We start from the raw sequence: 16,766 nt of genomic DNA, 5'->3' as shown, positions 1-16,766 counted from the left end.
AGAAAATAAAGTAAAATTGATCAATTTAGCCTATAGTAGCGTATGATAAGTTACATAAATACTCTAAAAACGCACTTAAGGTAATAGCATGATAAAAAAAATAATACTTGGTTTAACCCTCGCGTTAAGTTGTGTTTCGCTAAATACATATGCCGCAGACTCGCCCCCCCCTTCATTAGATGCAAACACCTGCAATGACTTCACGAATGTTTCACTTAGAAAGTTGCGCTCAACTGAAACCATTAACTTATGTGATTTTAAGAACCAGCCTCTTTTAATTGTTAACACTGCGAGTAACTGCGGTTTTACGCCGCAATTTGAAGGTTTAGAAGCACTTTATAATAAATACAAAGACGAAGGCTTGGTGGTATTAGGCTTTCCATCAGATGATTTTTTTCAAGAAGAGAACGATGAAAAAGATACCGCAAAAGTGTGTTATGTAAATTATGGTGTTACCTTCCCTATGCTGGCCACCAGCGCAGTACGTGGTAGTGACGCAAACCCTATTTTTAAGCATTTAAACGCCCAAACCAGTTCACCAAACTGGAACTTTTATAAATACGTGGTATCGGCCGATCGCAAAACGATTACGCGCTTTAACAGCCGCGTAGCACCGGATTCAGCAAAACTAGAAAGCGCAATCAAAAGTGCATTTTAACTTTGTGTTTTCAGTTTAACCTTACTAAGATGTTGCTATCAAATTTAAAAAACTAAACTTACAGGTAGGAGAACTTATGGCAGTTGCAAGTGCAAGGCACATACTCGTAGACAGTGAAGCACAATGTTTAGACCTTAAAGATAAAATTGAGCAAGGTGAAGACTTTGCAGAACTCGCTAAACTGCACTCTAATTGTCCATCAGGTCAAGATGGTGGTGCATTAGGTGAGTTTGGCCCAGGTATGATGGTGCCTGAATTTGACAAGGTGGTATTTTCAGCGCCGCTAAATCAAGTACAAGGCCCTGTACAAACACAGTTTGGTTACCATTTATTAGAAATAACCAGCCGCTCAGAGTAAGTAAATCGATTTATTAATAAAGCCGCATCAGCGGCTTTTTATTTATGTGGAGTTGGCAAAAGCCCCATTATGCAACTATTTGGCTCTATTCCTTCCCCTTATGTTCGCCGTATTAGAATCTGGGCACAACAAAACAATTGTGCGCTTGAATTTATTAATCTCGATATTTTTTCTAAAGACGATCGGCCGTTGGTGGTCACAAAAAATCCAGCAGCCAAAATTCCTATATTGGTCGATGACACGCTTACCCTAAGTGATTCAAATACCATACTGCGTTATTTACTTGAAAAAACCCAGCAACCCCCACTTACATGGCCTCAAGAGCACTTTTTAATTAGGGCCTGTTGATCTTTCAAGGTTAAATTTACAGCAGTCTGTTTGGTATTTAGGCAAGGCAGAGCCTATGTGGTGTGGTTATTCCCCATAAATAGGCGATAACGTAGCATTAATGCCAAACAGGCGCTGCCCGAAGGGTTCTGCCTAGGGGCGATTAACTCTTTGTTGCCTACATGGATGTAGGTAAGGGGCGTGAGCAGGACGCGGAAGCTTTGCTCGGTTTTTACTTAGCCCACTAGGTTACAAACCTCGCGCCGCGATTAAATCGCCCCTAGTTTGAAGAAATTTTAATCCGTAAAGGTCAACAGGCCCTAGCATCAATGTCTGCAATGATTCATTCGTTGAATTACTGTTATGCCAACGTTCTGGATTTGATACGCAAGCCGATAAGCTGTTTTTTAATCTGCAAAATGAGCGAGTTGCGCAAACATTACACTATTTAAATGATCATTTATGCGATGATGAATTTAAAAGCTGTGAATGCCTCAACATCAGTTTATACTGCTTACTTGATTGGATATGCTTTCGTGAACTCACTGATTTTAGCGCGCAGCCGCAATTAGTTAAGTTTTATGAAGCGTTTAGTCAGCGTCAAGCGGCTAAAAATACCAACCCTCGACTTAAATTTTAAAAGGTGGATACATGAGCGATATCGAAATTGAATCACAACTAGTTAGCTTTGTAGAAAAAGTACGTGTTAGTGAGCAGATCTGGGCACTGGGTGCCGATGATGGTGGCTTTGTTGTATGTGAGTCAAATCAGTTTGACGACACCGATGTACTTTTACTGTGGGAATCACAAGACGCAGCACAAGCACAATGTAAAGAAGAGTGGCAAGACTACAGCCCTGTAGAAATAAACCTTGATGAGTTTTTAGATGATTGGGTTGAAGACCTAAAATCTGATGATGCATTAGTGGGTTTAAATTGGAATGACGATCAGGTGTGTGTAGAAATTGAACCAGTTGGTTTAGCTCGCGCGCTAAGCGAATAAGTTTTAGGCGTTAGTTCGCTGACATTATCCCAACTAACAGCAACGGTTAGTTGGGGTATAAAAATAATAAAAACTGTCAAGGTAATACGTTGAAAACCCATCTTGGTCGTCGTCCATTTTCAGCTATGGAGCTGCATACGCTCTATAACGGATATATTTATAGTGATACACGGCTTGCCCGCGAACAAGCTAAACACTGGCATTTTTGGCTGCCCTTAATTGCTTATTACAGTGGCGCTTACAGTGATGAAATTGGCTGCTTAACCCTTGATGACCTAATACTTAAAAATAATATTCTCTGTTTTAGTTTTCATACCCACGGTAAAATTAAGCCACGTTTAGTGCCTGTTCATCACGCCCTTATTAGCGCTGGGTTTAATGACTATTTAGCTTATGTAAAAGCACAAAATCACTCCCGTTTAATGTTCGATCTTCCTGCTAAAACAGGGCGCTATAGCGAAAAAGTGCGCATATGGTTTTCGGGAGAAGGTGAACGCGCGGGGTATTTGCAAAAATGTGCAATTCCTTCGGTGGATCAACTCGGTATGAAAACCGCCATTAGTAGCTTACGGCTTAACTTTGAACAGCAAATTCGTATTTATGCCCTGCAAGCAGGCAACAAAGACTGCTTTAATTATTTAATGGGCTTTAATGATTACCCTCATGATAACTTTAACGATATAGCCTTGTTAAATAAGGTACTACAACAGATCCGGGTTATCAATTCCCATATTCATTGGCAGCGGTTTTTAGCCCGAGATAGCCACTGACAAACTTTGTTACTCTTTTCCTTAGCGATCTGCGCTTACTCTAGTAAAAAAAGCTGTTAGGATGAAGTGCCGTCTATATGACTGTTTCTAACAACAAAAAATCTAGGGATAACTATGTTTTTAAAAAGCCTCTTAACCGTGAGCGTTGCGCTTGCGATGAATGCTGCTCACGCTAACGAATTCGTCATTGAAAAACTCGCAAAGCCAAGTTCACAAAAAGTCGCTTTAACGCTCGACCCAAGTCAGGATACCTTTGCAGGAATGACCGAGATCAGCTTAGAAGTGCTCAAACCAACACACTACATTGAGCTCAATGGTGTTGATTATGCAACTAAAATGGTGCAACTCCTAGGTGAGCAAAACTGTGATTTAAACAGCGAAATGCTTAAAACAGGTAAAGTTAAATTTAGCTGTGAAGAGCAAATTCAGCCAGGTAAATACACCTTAAAAATAGATTTTTCAGCGCCTTATAACCGCCAGAGTGTGGGGTTATATAAAACCCTAGATCAAGGCGTTCCGTACTTGTTCACGCAATTTGAAATGAGTGATGCGCGCCGTGCATTTCCGGTGTTTGACGAACCAAGCTATAAAATTCCGTTTCAGTTAACCATTACCGCCCCCACCTCACAAAAAGTGTATTCAAATACACCTGAGCTAAAAACGACGGTGAATGGCGATATGACCACCCATTACTTTGATAAAACGCCACCAATTCCATCTTACTTAGTGGCTATGGCTGTAGGTCCATTTGAAGAGCTAGAAATTAAAGGCATGCCTATTCCTGGGCGTGTGATCACCCCACAAGGTAAAATTCATTTAGCGCAATATGCAAAAGAGAACATGCCTAAAGTACTGGGCGCACTTGAAGAGTACTTTGGTATTCCTTATGTATATAAAAAGCTAGATTCAGTGGCTGTTCCAGAGTTTCCGTTTGGCGCTATGGAAAACTCAGGCTTAGTGACTTACCGCGAAGATATTCTTCTGGTTGATTTAGAAGCTGCAACGCGTAGTAAAAAACAACGTAATGTCTCTATTATTGCCCATGAATTAGCTCACCAATGGTACGGTAACTTAGTGACTATGAAGTGGTGGAACGACTTATGGTTAAACGAGGCGTTTGCAAGCTGGATGGCGGCAAAAATTACTAAGCAGCTTAATCCTGAGTTTGAATCACACCTAGATTTACCACAAAACAACGTAATGGCGTTAGATGCACGTTTAAGCACTAAGCCAATTCGTAAACCAATTAAAACCGAAGCCGATATTATGGACGGTTTAGGCCTTGCCTACAGCAAAGGCAGCTCAGTACTGGCGATGGTTGAAAACTGGATTGGCGAAGAGGCATTTCAAGCTGGTATTCAGAACTACTTAAAAGAATTCTCCTATAAAAATGCAGAAGCTGCCGATTTATGGGAAGCACTTGGTAAGGCTTCAAATAAAGATGTAGCGAGCGTTTTAAAATCGTTTATTGAACAGTCGTCATTCCCGCTAATTAACGTTAAGCAGCAAGGTAAAAGCATTACGATTTCGCAAAGTCGTTTTGCCAATGCCGGTGTTGAAGCCCCTGCTCAACTGTGGAATGTACCGGTTGCGATTAAATATGGTGCTGGCGATAAAGTACAAACAGCCAATGTATTATTAAATAAACAAAGCCAAACGCTAGCATTAGACTTTGAACCAGAGTGGATTTATCCAGATCAAGGCGCGCTAGGTTATTACCGTTGGGTAATGGATGATGCGCAATTTAATGCGTTAATAGATAATGCAGCTAGGGTATTAAACGACCGTGAACGCTTAGCCCTATTATCGGCAACAGATGCCCTACTTGATGCCGGTGTCATTTCAGCGGCTAAATTAATGCAAACGCTTGAAGTATTTGCCAGCGATAGTCATCCGCGTGTTGCTAATACTGCTTTAGGTTATTTAGCGTCACAGCAGCGTACTTTTAAAGACGATAGCAATAAAGATTTATGGCCTACGTTTATTCAAAATGCGGTGATGCCTGCCGCTAAAAAATATGGCCTAGAAGCAAAAATGGGCGAAGATGGCGCAGTAGCTCAACTTCGTGCCGCGGTGGTATCACGCTTAGGGTTTGATGGTGAAGATAAAAATGTGATCAATAAAGCCAAACAGCAAACACAAGCTTACTTAAACGATCCACAAAAGGTAGATCCTTATTTAGCAGGTACTTATTTACGTCTTGCGGCTTTTCATGGGGATAAGGCGTTGCTAGATCAGTTTATGACAACCTTTAAAACCACCAAAGATCCACAAGTGCGTACCAATATGCTGGCAGCAATGGGTTACTTTGGTAAACCTGAACTACAAAAAGCGGTACTGGCGTATAGCTTAACAGACGAAGTAACGGCTTCTGATATGCGTACTATTTTATCGGGTCAAAGTTACACCGATGAACGCCAAGCACTGTTTATTGATTGGATTTATAACAACTACGATAAAGTAACAGCAAGCTTGCCACCATTTTTTGTGCCAAACTTACCTTACTTTACTACCGCCAGCTGTGACGCTGACAGTTTAGCTACAACGCAAAGTTTCTTTGACGCTAAACTGGAAGCTGTACCCGGTTATGCGCGTACATTAAGTAAACTTGCAGAGAGTACCAATGACTGTATTGCACTTAAAAACCGTGAACTGAAATCAGTCAATAGCTTTTTAAATAGCAAATAAGTTAAAGTTTAAAGGATGGCGGGCTGCGGGCGACGAGTAACGGGCCGAAAACCTCAAACTCGGGCTAATGGCTGATGTTTTCTCATTTACTTCTCATTGTCTTCTCTTTGTGTAATAAGATCTTAAAAAATTTATTCACAAAGAGGTTAAGAGGCGCTGCGCTTTTAGAGGTAGTAATTAAAGACATAGGTTAAGGGTTAAGGGTTAAGGGTTAAGGGTTAAGGGTTAAAGATTTTATCTTGCACCTTTTGCCTTTAGCCCTGCACCACTCTATTAACCGCCAATAATCATCGTTAGCTTAGCTATAAACTCTTTTGCCGCTTGTTCAGAGTTAATTTTAAAAGCGACACCATAATGAATAGGCTGCGTACTTTTATAAATACGGGTAGGAAAACGGGTCATTTCACTGCTATGAAAATAGCCTTGAGTACGCACAACCCCATCAATATCAGTAAAGTCATCGCTAAACACTTCAAATGCCGGGCGGATCACAATTTTACCTTTACCTGCTTCAGCATGGGTATAAAACGCCTCTTTAGAGTTTACTAGCATATACTCAGCTATGTTTTTTATTTTAAAGTTACTTCTACACTCTAGTTTGATCAGCTGCTCGGTTAACTCGTCTGCACTAAATGCCACGTGACTTTCCTTTTTATTTAATAGGGGGTTAGGATCTGTTGACCTTTCAAAGTTAAATTTGCAGCAGTCTGTTTGGTATTTAGCCAAGGTAAAGCATATGTGATGTGGTTATTCCCCATAAATAGGCGATAACGCAGCATCAATGCCAAACAGGCACTGCCCTTCGGGTTCTGCCTAGGGGCGATTTACTCTTTGTTGCCTACATGGATGTAGGTAAGGGGCGTGAGCAGGACGCGGAAGCTTTGCTCAGTTTTGACTTAGCCCACTAGGTTACAAACCTCGCGCCGCGATTAAACCGCCCCTAGTTTGAACAAATTGTAATCCGCAAAGGTCAACAGACCCTAGACTAACTCATGCATGAGTGAAAGTCCGAAATTTATTTATTCACTACACACAAACGCTAATTGCTGATTTTTATAACTCAACCGGCTTATTTCAGTATCGCAATATTGGCTTAAATCAAGCCACTGCGATATAGCAGAGCCGCGTGTTAATTTACGCTGGTAAACACGGTTTTTAATTGCGTAAGCAATGGTATTTTCATCTTTTAAGATGAAGTCTTGTACTTGGTTTGGCAGTCTAAGTATATCGGTAACTTGCTTAGTTTGTGGATCAAAACGCGCTAAGTGATGCTGCCCGTGTTTACTATGGCTAAATAAAAACTCAGCCTGCGCTTTATTATAAATAAGCGTGCGACCAATATCGCTTGCTACCACCTCACCTTTTGCCGCAGCAACCGAGGTATATTGCAAAGTGTGTGGTTCGCCTAAAATAAACATCACTAAATCGTTGTTACTTCCCCAAGCGTGATAGCCTACAGGTTCAATCCAATCAAAAATACGACTTGCAGCCAACTCGGGTGCCAACGGATATTGCCATAGCTTTTGTTTACCATCGTCTTCAACGACAATCGCCGATAAGTGCTGCCCATCCGGTGTTAAAGTGGGCGAGTATTCACTTTGTGGCGTATTAGTGACCATAGACGTTTGTTTTGATGATAAGCTGTAAAGCGCAATATCTGTTTGACTCTGGTCATTACTGATTATTTCTCGGGTATAGTATAGGCCGGTGTCGGTTAAATGGGGTTGATTGTTATAGCTCGTTTTATCACTAACAATGCTTACACGTATACCATGCGGAGTATTTAAATCGGCGAGCAAAATTTGGCTTTTAGGCATACTTGCCTGAGCAATATCTAGCGTTAAAGCATTTATAGCTATAAGCCCTAACAATGGTTTAATCAGTTTCATGCTTTCTCTCGTTTTAATTTTAAGCACCTCATGATAACGTTATTTACTAATGACGTCACTTGACCTAAGTCAGTCAACTCTTTATAACTAACGGGTCATAAAAAAGAGAACAAACATGTCAGCTAAACACCCTATTATTGCAATCACCGGTTCATCTGGAGCGGGCACAACGACCACCACTAACGCCGTGAAGCATATTTTCCGTAGCCTTGATATCAATGCGGCATTTATCGAAGGTGATAGCTTTCATCGTTATACACGTCCTGAAATGGACAAAAAAATTCGTGAAGCACAGCAAGAAAGTAAACACATTAGCTATTTTGGCCGAGAAGCTAACGACTTTGGCGCCTTAGAAGACTTATTTACTAAATACGGTGAAACAGGCGAAGGAAAACTTCGTCGTTATTTACACACCTTTGATGAAGCCGTGCCTTATAACCAGTTACCTGGGACATTTACCCCATGGCAAGAACTTGAGCAAAATACAGATCTGATGTTTTACGAGGGTCTACATGGCGGTGTAGTTGATGAAGATCATGATGTTGCTAAACATGTTGATTTACTCATAGGCATGGTGCCTATTATTAACCTTGAATGGATCCAAAAGCTCATTCGCGACACCTCAGAACGCGGCCACTCTCGTGAAAAAGTCATGGACTCTATTGTGCGCAGTATGGATGACTACATTAATCATATAACGCCGCAATTTTCTCGTACCCATATTAACTTTCAGCGAGTCCCCACCGTTGATACTTCCAACCCATTTAGCGCTAAAGATATCCCCTCCCTTGATGAAAGCTTTGTTGTGATTCGCTTTAGGGGGATTGATGATGTTGATTTTCCGTATTATTTGCGGATGATTGAAGGCAGTTTTATGTCGCGTATAAACACCTTAGTGGTGCCTGGTGGTAAAATGGGTCTCGCGATGGAACTGGTGCTCACGCCTCTAATAAAAGATATTATTTTGAAAAAACGCGCCTTAGCAAAGTTAGCCCCGCCTGAAATTCCTATTTAGACTCTTTTTTGTGAACCCTAACTCACGTACACTGCTGATTTTAAGTATGACGAGTTTAATATGTCGCAATCAATTAAAATTATTGTTGGGTCTAAAAACCCAGTAAAAATCAATGCCGCTAAACATATTTTTGCGATGTATTTTCCTGAGCGTGTAATCGAATGTAGTGGTGTTCACGCGCCCTCAGAGGTACCCGATCAACCCTTAGGTGAAGAGCAAACCTGCTTAGGGGCACAAAATCGCGTTAATTGCTGTAAAAACCACTATCAGGCAGACTACTATGTGGCGATGGAAGGTGGTGCAGCGCAATTTAGCTATGGTGCGGCAACCTTTGCCTATGTAGTTATTGATAATGGCGCACAGCAAGTTACAGGCCGAAGCAGTAACTTACCCCTGCCCACTGTGTTTTATAAAGCATTGCTTCAAGGTGAAGAGCTTGGTGACGTGATGGATAAAGCCTTTAATACCACCAATATTAAACAGCAAGGGGGTGCTATTGGCTTGTTAACTGATCATCATGCAACACGAGAAAGTACCTATACTCAAGCGCTGACACTCGCCATGGCGCCTTTTCTTAATCCCACTCTATATAATCAATAACGGATGTTTTAATGAAGTATAACTACGTATTATTTGATGCCGACGAAACCTTATTTAGCTTTAATGCCTTTGCTGGCCTTAAAAACATGCTAGCAACCTATGACATGGATTTTACCGAGGCAGATTATGCCCATTATCAAAACACCAATAAGTCATTATGGATTGCTTATCAAAACAACGAGATCACCTCAAGTCACTTACAAGTAACTCGTTTTAGCGAACTGGCAAATAAACTAGATGTGCCAGCTCAACAGCTCAATGATGATTTTTTATCAGCTATGGCCGAAATTTGTATGCCTTTACCCGGCGCCGTTGAATTATTAAATGCCCTTAAACCCCATGCCAAGCTGGGCATTATTACCAATGGTTTTTCTCAGTTACAAGCACGTCGCCTAGCGCATACAGGGCTGCAAGATATGTTTGACTGGTTGGTTATTTCTGAGCAAGTCGGCATTGCTAAACCTGCAAAAGAGATATTTGAGCACACCTTTAACTTAATGGGTAATCCACCGAAAGAGCAAATTTTAATGGTCGGTGATACCGCCAGCAGTGATATTCTTGGCGGTCAAAATGTGGGAATTGACACTTGTTGGCTGCAACATCCTGGCGTGAACTTGCCTGAGGGAATTAAACCAACATATCAGGTAACCCAGCTTAAACAGTTGCAAACTATATTAGGACTTTGATAATAAAAGCCTGAGTGTAATTTAGCTGTTTAGCTAATTAACAAACAAAAAATGACGCTAATAAGCGTCATTTTTTATAACTGTATATAAGTGATTAACTAATTAGGCGTTAGCTAGCTCAAGGCCGGGGGCAGGCATCGTCACAGGCGTTTCAAAGGTTGCCCACTCCCATGCTGACTCTGTTGCCATAATTTTGCGTAGTAACTTATTATTTAAATCATGGCCTGATTTAAATGCGGTTACTTTGCCTAAAAGGTTGTGACCTGTCATAAACATGTCACCTACACAGTCTAGTATCTTATGCTTGACGAACTCGTCTGCGTAACGCAAACCGTTCGGATTTAAAACTTTAAATTCATCAAGTACCACTGCACTATCCATGCTGCCACCTAGTGCTAGGTTGTTAGCATGCATGTATTCAATGTCTTTCATAAAGCCAAAAGTACGTGCACGGCTTATCTCTTCAGTAAAGCTTTGTGCCGTAATATCTAAACCAACACGTTGGCGGCTTTCATTGATTGCAGGGTGATCGAAGGCAATTTCGAAATCGATGTGGAATCCGTCGTAAGGTTCTACTTCGGCCCATTTATCACCTTCTTCAATACGTACTTTTTCTTTAATACGAATAAAGCGTTTTGCAACATTTTGCTCTTCAATGCCGCCTTTTTGTAATAAATAAATGAATGGCAATGCACTACCATCCATTATTGGTACTTCTGAGCTATCAAGTTCAACAATTAAATTGTCGATTCCCATTGCCGCAACCGCCGCAATTAAGTGCTCAGTAGTCGATAAGCGAACGCCATCTTTGTTAATTAAACAGGTACACAATTGCGTATCACCAACGGCTTCAGGTGTTGTTTCAAAATCAACAACCGGATCAAGGTCGACACGACGAAATACAATCCCAGTATTTGCGCTCGCAGGTCGGAGAGTTATTGTGACCTTCTCACCTTTATGAAGTCCAATTCCTATGGCTTTGACTACTTGTGCAATCGTACGCTGTTTAATCATAGGTTCGCTCACTTTAGTATATATTACAGTTAGACGGCGGAGTGTAGCATAAATACGGTATAACTACAATATTCGTTCACATTTCGCACAAAAGTACTGTTTTTTATTAATCTGCTTGTTTACGTAAAAAAGCAGGGATGTCGAAATAATCGCCACCTTCAGATTTATCTGTTTTCTTAGCACTACTTGACGACGTATTCGCTGAAGAACTTGAAGAGCTCGTCGATGTGCTTTGCTCTTTTGATTCTGTTTGCGATGTCGTGGCAGGCTCTTCAGTCGTGCTTGTGCCTTGGCTTGCAAAGCTAGGTACATACATGCTGCTGCTCGTTTGCGTGCTTGAACTGGCTACATCAGAACCTGATGCTTTTTTAAAGCCGTTATCTACAATACCAAACTGCGGACGACGATCGCCGCCTAAGCCAGTTGCAACAACCGTTACACGTAGCTCGTCTGTCATTTCAGGGTCGATTACCGCACCCACAACCACCGTTGCGTTTTCAGACGCTAGCGCCTTAACGTGATTACCCACGATTTCAAATTCTTCAATCGCGATATCCATGCCGGCAGTAATATTAACCAAGATACCTTTAGCACCGGTTAAATCAACGTCCTCTAATAATGGGCTTGAAATAGCCGCTTCTGCTGCTTCTTGTGCACGATCAGGACCCGAGGCAGATGCAGTCCCCATCATGGCTGTACCCATTGCAGACATAACAGTACGTACGTCGGCGAAATCCACGTTAATTAGACCCGAGCGTGTGATTAGCTCAGCAATACCCTGTACCGCACCAAATAATACGTCATTTGCTTTAGCAAACGCATCCAGTAAAGTTGTCCCTTTACCTAATACTTTTAGTAATTTGTTATTTGGAATAGTAATTAACGAGTCCACGATTTCAGACAATTCGCTAATCCCCTGCTCTGCAGCAGCAGCACGTTTTTTACCTTCAAAATCAAATGGACGCGTTACAACTGCCACGGTTAGAATGCCCAGCTCTTTAGCTATTTTAGCCACGACTGGCGCTGCTCCGGTCCCTGTACCGCCGCCCATACCTGCCGCTATAAATACCATATCGGCGCCTTCAAGGCTGGCACGAATCGTTTCTGCGTCTTCTTCAGCCGACTGACGGCCTACTTCAGGGTTTGCACCCGCACCTAACCCAGAGGTTATTTGCGTACCTAATTGTACCGTTACATCAGCGGCTGAATTACGTAATGCTTGTGCATCCGTATTCGCTGCAATAAAACGAACACCTTCTATTTGTTGTTTTACCATGTGCTCAACTGCGTTACCGCCGCCGCCACCAACACCGATTACTTTTATTACAGCTTCTTCGCTGTGTTGTTCCATTATATCAAACATATTTACTCTCCGACTTGAGTACTAAAACTCGCCTTGAAACCATTTTGTGATGCGGTTCCACCAATTATTATTATCATCCGCTTTCGACTTTTGTGCATTCATCGACTGCATAGTACGCCCGTATTGTAACAAACCTACAGCGGTTGCGTACGATGGATCATCAACATAATCAGTTAAACCTACTACACCAATTGGTTTACCTATTCTTACTGGCATCTGAAAAATATCTTCAGCCACTTCCATTGCGCCAGTCATTTTAGCAGTTCCGCCAGTAATGACGAGACCTGCTGCAATTTGGTCTTCTAATCCTGAACGACGAATTTCTTCCATCGCCAGTTCAAATAATTCTCTAAAACGTGGCTCAACCACTTCTGATAACGTGTGCCTAGACATCAGTCTTGCTGGTCGCCCACCTACGCTTGGCACTTCAATCGTGTCTTCGCTGCTCGCCATTTGGCTACTTGCACAGGCATATTGTACTTTGAGTGACTCAGCATGTGATATAGGTGTACGAAATATTTTTGCAATATCACCGGTTACTTGGTTACCTGCCACCGGAATAACCGCCGAATGACGCAGCGCACCATTAATATAAATAGTGATATCCATAGTACCACCACCAATATCAAGCACCGCAACACCTAACTCTTTTTCGTCATCCGTCAGTACGGAATAACACGAAGCAAGCGCTGTGAATATAAGTTGGTCAACTTCAAGCCCGCAACGTTCAACACATTTTTCTATATTTTTAGCCATGTCGTTGGAGCAGGTAATAATGTGCGCGCGTGCTTCCATGCGCACACCGCTCATGCCGAGTGGGTTTTTAATCCCCTCTTGCATGTCAATGCTGTACTCTTGCGGCAAAGCATGCAACATTTTGCGTTCAGCTGAAATTGGCACTGAACGAGCAATGTGTATTACATTTTCAATGTCTTCATCGGTTACTTCGGTGTTATTAATAGCCACAACACCGCTTTCGTTCTGACACTGAATATGCTTGCCAGAAATACCCAAATAAACCGAGCTAATACGACAATCAGCCATCAATTCGGCTTCATCTATAGCGCGGCGAATAGACTCAGACACTAAATTTAAATCGTTAACACCGCCTTTATCCATTCCATGAGATACTTGGCTCCCCACGCCAACAATGCTGAGCTTGTTATCTGTGGTGATTTCACCTACCGTGGCCACTACTTTAGAAGTGCCAACGTCTAATCCAATCACTAGGTTTCTTTCTGCTGACTTAGTCATGCCTTACTCTTTATTATAATTGCTGTTCTTGCAGTGGCTTATAGCTCACTGCAAGGCCGGTATCGTAGCGTAAATCAATTGCATCTATCTGTGCATCAGCACGTTTTTCTATACGTGAATAAACGTCTATAAAACGTTGTACACGTTTGGCTTTATCTTTGCGTCCTAAATTTAAACGCACACCGTTATCTAACCAAAGTTGCCACGAAAACCGCTCAGATAGCGCAAGGCTAGTGAGCGTTAATGCATTGACTTTGAGCATTTCATCAAACTGTTTAAACGCTACCCATGCTTCTTTTTCACTGCCCTCTGGCCCATATAGTTGGGGTAAAGTGGCACTTAATTTATCACTTTTTGCTTCAAACGCGTCACCGCTTTGATTAATCAGCAAGTCACTATTCCAGTGAGCAACCGCTTGATGTTCTACCACGTAAACTTGAATGGTATCAGGCCATTGCTTTCTTACCGATACCGTTGCAACCCAAGGCAGCTCTTGTACTAAATGCTGAACTTGCTTTACGTTTAGCTCAAAAAAACTGCTTAAATCTGCTTTTTTTATTGCCGCTGTTATTGCTTTTTCATCGGTGTACTTAGGGTTCCCCAGCACCGTTAAATGCTTAATTTGTGCATCTTTATTTTCAACTAACCAGTGCGAAACCCCACTGGTTATTTCAATTAACCCTATCACCACGGCTAGAAAAAAACTCACTCCAAAAATCAGCGACCAGTTAAGTTGCTGTTTTAGTTGCTGCGCTTTCTCTAAAAAGGGATGCATATTAAAGGGTTTGCTCCAAAATGCGAACAACTAATTGCTCAAAACTTGCCCCGTTGGCTTTTGCTGCCATTGGCACCAATGATTTTTCTGTCATGCCTGGTACGGTATTCACTTCTAGTAAGTAAAAATGTCCTTGTTCATCTTGCATCGCATCGACTCGTCCCCAGCCACTTGCACCTACTAAATCAAACGCATCAAGCGCCATCGCTTGTAATTTTTGAGTATCCGATGGTGATAAATCAGCAGGACAATGATATTGCGTACTACTTGACTGATATTTAGCTTGGTAGTCATAAAATCCGTTTGGGGTGCTCATTTCAATCACAGGTTGTACTTCATCACCCAAGACCGTAATGGTAAATTCACGACCCGTGATCCACTGCTCTACCAATACTTGGCTGTCGAACTTAAATGCATTAGTGAGCGCATCTTCAAGTTCTTCTGCAGAGCTTGCTTGCGCCATACCGATACTGGAGCCCTCGTGCGATGGCTTAACCATTACCTTTTTAAATTGCGCCATAATGGCATTGGCATCAAAGCCTTTTTTAGCATCAACCACGGCATAAGGTGCGGTGCTTAAGCCTGCCGATTTAAACAAATGCTTACAACGAATTTTATCCATTGCCAGTGCCGAACCCAGAACATTACTGCCGGTATACGGCAGGTTCATAAATTCTAGAGCACCTTGTACCGTGCCGTCTTCACCACCACGCCCATGTAAAGCAATAAAAACGCGATCAACGTATAACGACTTTAATTCCCATAACGAACGATTTTGTGGATCAAACGCTATCGCATCAATGCCAACGTCTAACAGCGCATTTAATACCGCTTGACCAGATTTTAATGACACGTCACGCTCTGCTGAATTTCCACCTAGCAGCACCGCTACTTTACCAAACTGGGAATTTACCTGTGTCATACTTCACCTTGCTTTAATTTTTCTATCGACATATTCGTGGCTGCTAAATTTTTAACAAGCTGACCTATGTTACCTGCACCTTGTGTGAGCACTAGGTCGTTATTTTGTAGGCAGTTGGCAAGTACGCCCGCAAGCTCTGAGCTTGAGGCTACATGTAATGGCTCTTTGCCACGCTGGCGCAAACTACGGCATAAACTCTTACTATCAGCGCCAACAATCGGCTCTTCGCCAGCACTGTAAACATCGAGTAATAAAAGCTGATCAACATCAGCCAATACCTTAACAAAATCTTCGTATAAATCACGAGTACGCGTATAACGGTGCGGCTGATACACCATCACTAAACGCTTATCAGGCCAGCCTTCTCGTGCTGCAGTGATAGTAGCGGCCACTTCTGATGGGTGATGGCCATAGTCATCAACAAGCATCACGCTGCCGCGTTCATTTTCAAATTCACCGTAGTGCTGAAAACGACGGCCAATACCTTCAAAAGTATCTAAAGCCGCTAAAATTGCATGATTCGCAATATTTTGATCTTTAGCTACGGCAATCGCTGCGGTTGCATTAAGGGCATTATGTTTACCCGGCATATTCAGCTTGGCGGTTAAACTCTCACCTTGTTTATTAGTTACCGTAAATTGGCATGTGTTCGCTGTTTGGCTAAAGTCACTCATTCGATAATCAGCCTCGTGTGACTCACCGTAAGTGATCACCGGACGACCAAAACGGGGGATCAATTCAGCAGCAACGTCTGAATCAATGCACACCACCGCTAACCCGTAAAAAGGCAGGTTATGAATGAATTCAACATAAGTATCTTTCATTTTTTCTAAACTACCGCCGTAGGTTTCCATGTGATCTTCTTCAATATTAGTGATCACCGACACCATAGGCTGTAAATGCAAAAATGAGGCATCGCTTTCATCTGCTTCGGCGATTAAAAAGTCACTTTTACCTACCTTAGCATTGCTGCCAGCACTGTTAAGCAAACCACCAATAATAAAGGTTGGATCGAGCCCGGCTTGTGCATAAATGCTCGCAATTAAGCTGGTTGTGGTCGTTTTACCATGGGTGCCCGCAATGGCTATACCGTGGCGAAAGCGCATCAGTTCAGCTAACATTTCTGCACGACGAACCACCGGAATACGTGCAGCTTGCGCGGCTTGAATTTCAGGGTTTGTTTTATCTATTGCACTTGAAACCACCACCACATTAGCGTCTTTTACATTATTTTCATGATGGCCAATAAATACTTCAGCACCGGCTTTAATTAAACGCTCAGTCATTGCGCTGTGAGCTATATCTGAACCGGTAATACGGTAACCTTCAAAAGCAAGTACTTCTGCAATGCCACCCATGCCTGCACCGCCTATCCCTACAAAGTGAATAGTTTCAATGCGGCGCATCGCTGGGCGTGTATATTTTTCTTTTGCTAATGTCTGTTT

17 protein-coding genes and 1 pseudogene are annotated in these 16,766 nt (G+C 42.2%); 10 read left to right on the top strand and 8 right to left on the bottom strand.

Features of this window, described 5'->3' with window-relative positions; genetic code table 11:
* The first annotated feature begins 88 nt into the window (after positions 1–88).
* The 7 genes and pseudogenes from PTET_RS02600 (at position 89) to PTET_RS02570 (ending at position 5,803) form a co-directional block, all read left to right on the top strand.
* On the top strand, positions 89–658 hold the full coding sequence (locus tag PTET_RS02600) for a glutathione peroxidase (protein ID WP_013464074.1): 570 nt from the start codon (positions 89–91) through the stop codon (positions 656–658).
* Positions 659–734: 76 nt separating this feature from the next.
* Complete coding sequence (locus tag PTET_RS02595) at positions 735–1,016, top strand: peptidylprolyl isomerase (RefSeq protein ID WP_013464073.1); 282 nt, start codon at positions 735–737, stop codon at positions 1,014–1,016.
* 69 nt (positions 1,017–1,085) lie between these two features.
* Positions 1,086–1,364: a glutathione S-transferase family protein gene (locus PTET_RS02590; RefSeq protein ID WP_013464072.1), complete on the top strand. Its 279-nt coding sequence runs from the start codon at positions 1,086–1,088 to the stop codon at positions 1,362–1,364.
* A 301-nt stretch (positions 1,365–1,665) separates the two neighbouring features.
* Positions 1,666–1,983 (top strand): annotated as a pseudogene (locus PTET_RS19145) (glutathione S-transferase family protein); the annotation flags it as partial.
* A gap of 11 nt (positions 1,984–1,994) precedes the next feature.
* Positions 1,995–2,345 (top strand): DUF2750 domain-containing protein, encoded by a 351-nt coding sequence (locus tag PTET_RS02580; protein ID WP_013464070.1) that lies wholly within the window; start codon positions 1,995–1,997, stop codon positions 2,343–2,345.
* Between the two features lie 89 nt (positions 2,346–2,434).
* Positions 2,435–3,115, top strand: a complete 681-nt coding sequence (locus PTET_RS02575; RefSeq protein WP_013464069.1) for a site-specific integrase — start codon at positions 2,435–2,437, stop codon at positions 3,113–3,115.
* 114 nt (positions 3,116–3,229) lie between these two features.
* The gene (locus PTET_RS02570; RefSeq protein WP_016899496.1) at positions 3,230–5,803 is read left to right on the top strand and encodes a M1 family metallopeptidase; all 2,574 of its coding nucleotides are present in this window, start codon (positions 3,230–3,232) and stop codon (positions 5,801–5,803) included.
* 273 nt (positions 5,804–6,076) lie between these two features.
* Here PTET_RS02570 and PTET_RS02565 read toward each other — a convergent pair whose 3' ends face one another.
* On the bottom strand, positions 6,077–6,442 hold the full coding sequence (locus tag PTET_RS02565; protein WP_013464067.1) for a hypothetical protein: 366 nt from the start codon (positions 6,440–6,442) through the stop codon (positions 6,077–6,079).
* A gap of 380 nt (positions 6,443–6,822) precedes the next feature.
* On the bottom strand, positions 6,823–7,692 hold the full coding sequence (locus PTET_RS02560; RefSeq protein ID WP_013464066.1) for a TolB-like translocation protein: 870 nt from the start codon (positions 7,690–7,692) through the stop codon (positions 6,823–6,825).
* 115 nt (positions 7,693–7,807) lie between these two features.
* Between PTET_RS02560 and PTET_RS02555 the strand changes: the two genes are divergently transcribed.
* From PTET_RS02555 to yjjG, 3 genes are read left to right on the top strand one after another with little or no spacing between them, the layout of a single operon-like run.
* Positions 7,808–8,707 (top strand): phosphoribulokinase, encoded by a 900-nt coding sequence (locus tag PTET_RS02555; RefSeq protein WP_008114793.1) that lies wholly within the window; start codon positions 7,808–7,810, stop codon positions 8,705–8,707.
* Between the two features lie 60 nt (positions 8,708–8,767).
* Complete coding sequence (gene yjjX, locus PTET_RS02550) at positions 8,768–9,307, top strand: inosine/xanthosine triphosphatase (protein ID WP_013464064.1); 540 nt, start codon at positions 8,768–8,770, stop codon at positions 9,305–9,307.
* Positions 9,308–9,318: 11 nt separating this feature from the next.
* Positions 9,319–9,993 carry a pyrimidine 5'-nucleotidase gene (gene yjjG / locus PTET_RS02545; RefSeq protein WP_013464063.1) on the top strand — a complete coding sequence of 225 codons (675 nt, stop codon included), beginning with the start codon at positions 9,319–9,321 and terminating at the stop codon, positions 9,991–9,993.
* 102 nt (positions 9,994–10,095) lie between these two features.
* Here the strand turns inward: yjjG and lpxC are convergent, their stop codons facing one another.
* The 6 genes from lpxC to murC form a co-directional block, all read right to left on the bottom strand.
* Positions 10,096–11,007, bottom strand: coding sequence for a UDP-3-O-acyl-N-acetylglucosamine deacetylase (lpxC, locus tag PTET_RS02540; protein ID WP_013464062.1), 912 nt, complete (start codon positions 11,005–11,007; stop codon positions 10,096–10,098).
* A gap of 106 nt (positions 11,008–11,113) precedes the next feature.
* A complete protein-coding gene (ftsZ, locus tag PTET_RS02535) occupies positions 11,114–12,370 on the bottom strand; it encodes a cell division protein FtsZ (protein ID WP_013464061.1) in 1,257 nt (418 codons plus the stop codon).
* A 21-nt stretch (positions 12,371–12,391) separates the two neighbouring features.
* A complete protein-coding gene (ftsA, locus tag PTET_RS02530) occupies positions 12,392–13,624 on the bottom strand; it encodes a cell division protein FtsA (protein WP_013464060.1) in 1,233 nt (410 codons plus the stop codon).
* A 13-nt stretch (positions 13,625–13,637) separates the two neighbouring features.
* Positions 13,638–14,399 (bottom strand): cell division protein FtsQ/DivIB, encoded by a 762-nt coding sequence (locus tag PTET_RS02525; protein WP_013464059.1) that lies wholly within the window; start codon positions 14,397–14,399, stop codon positions 13,638–13,640.
* Between the two features lies 1 nt (position 14,400).
* Entirely contained in the window at positions 14,401–15,321 is a 921-nt protein-coding gene (locus PTET_RS02520; RefSeq protein WP_013464058.1) for a D-alanine--D-alanine ligase, read from the bottom strand.
* On the bottom strand, positions 15,318–16,727 hold the full coding sequence (gene murC / locus PTET_RS02515) for a UDP-N-acetylmuramate--L-alanine ligase (protein ID WP_013464057.1): 1,410 nt from the start codon (positions 16,725–16,727) through the stop codon (positions 15,318–15,320). The genes PTET_RS02520 and murC overlap by 4 nt, the downstream gene beginning before the upstream one ends.
* Positions 16,728–16,766 lie beyond the last annotated feature (39 nt).

This window comes from Pseudoalteromonas tetraodonis, assembly GCF_002310835.1.
Lineage (GTDB): Bacteria > Pseudomonadota > Gammaproteobacteria > Enterobacterales > Alteromonadaceae > Pseudoalteromonas > Pseudoalteromonas tetraodonis.
This window is presented reverse-complemented; position numbering and strand designations above follow the sequence as displayed.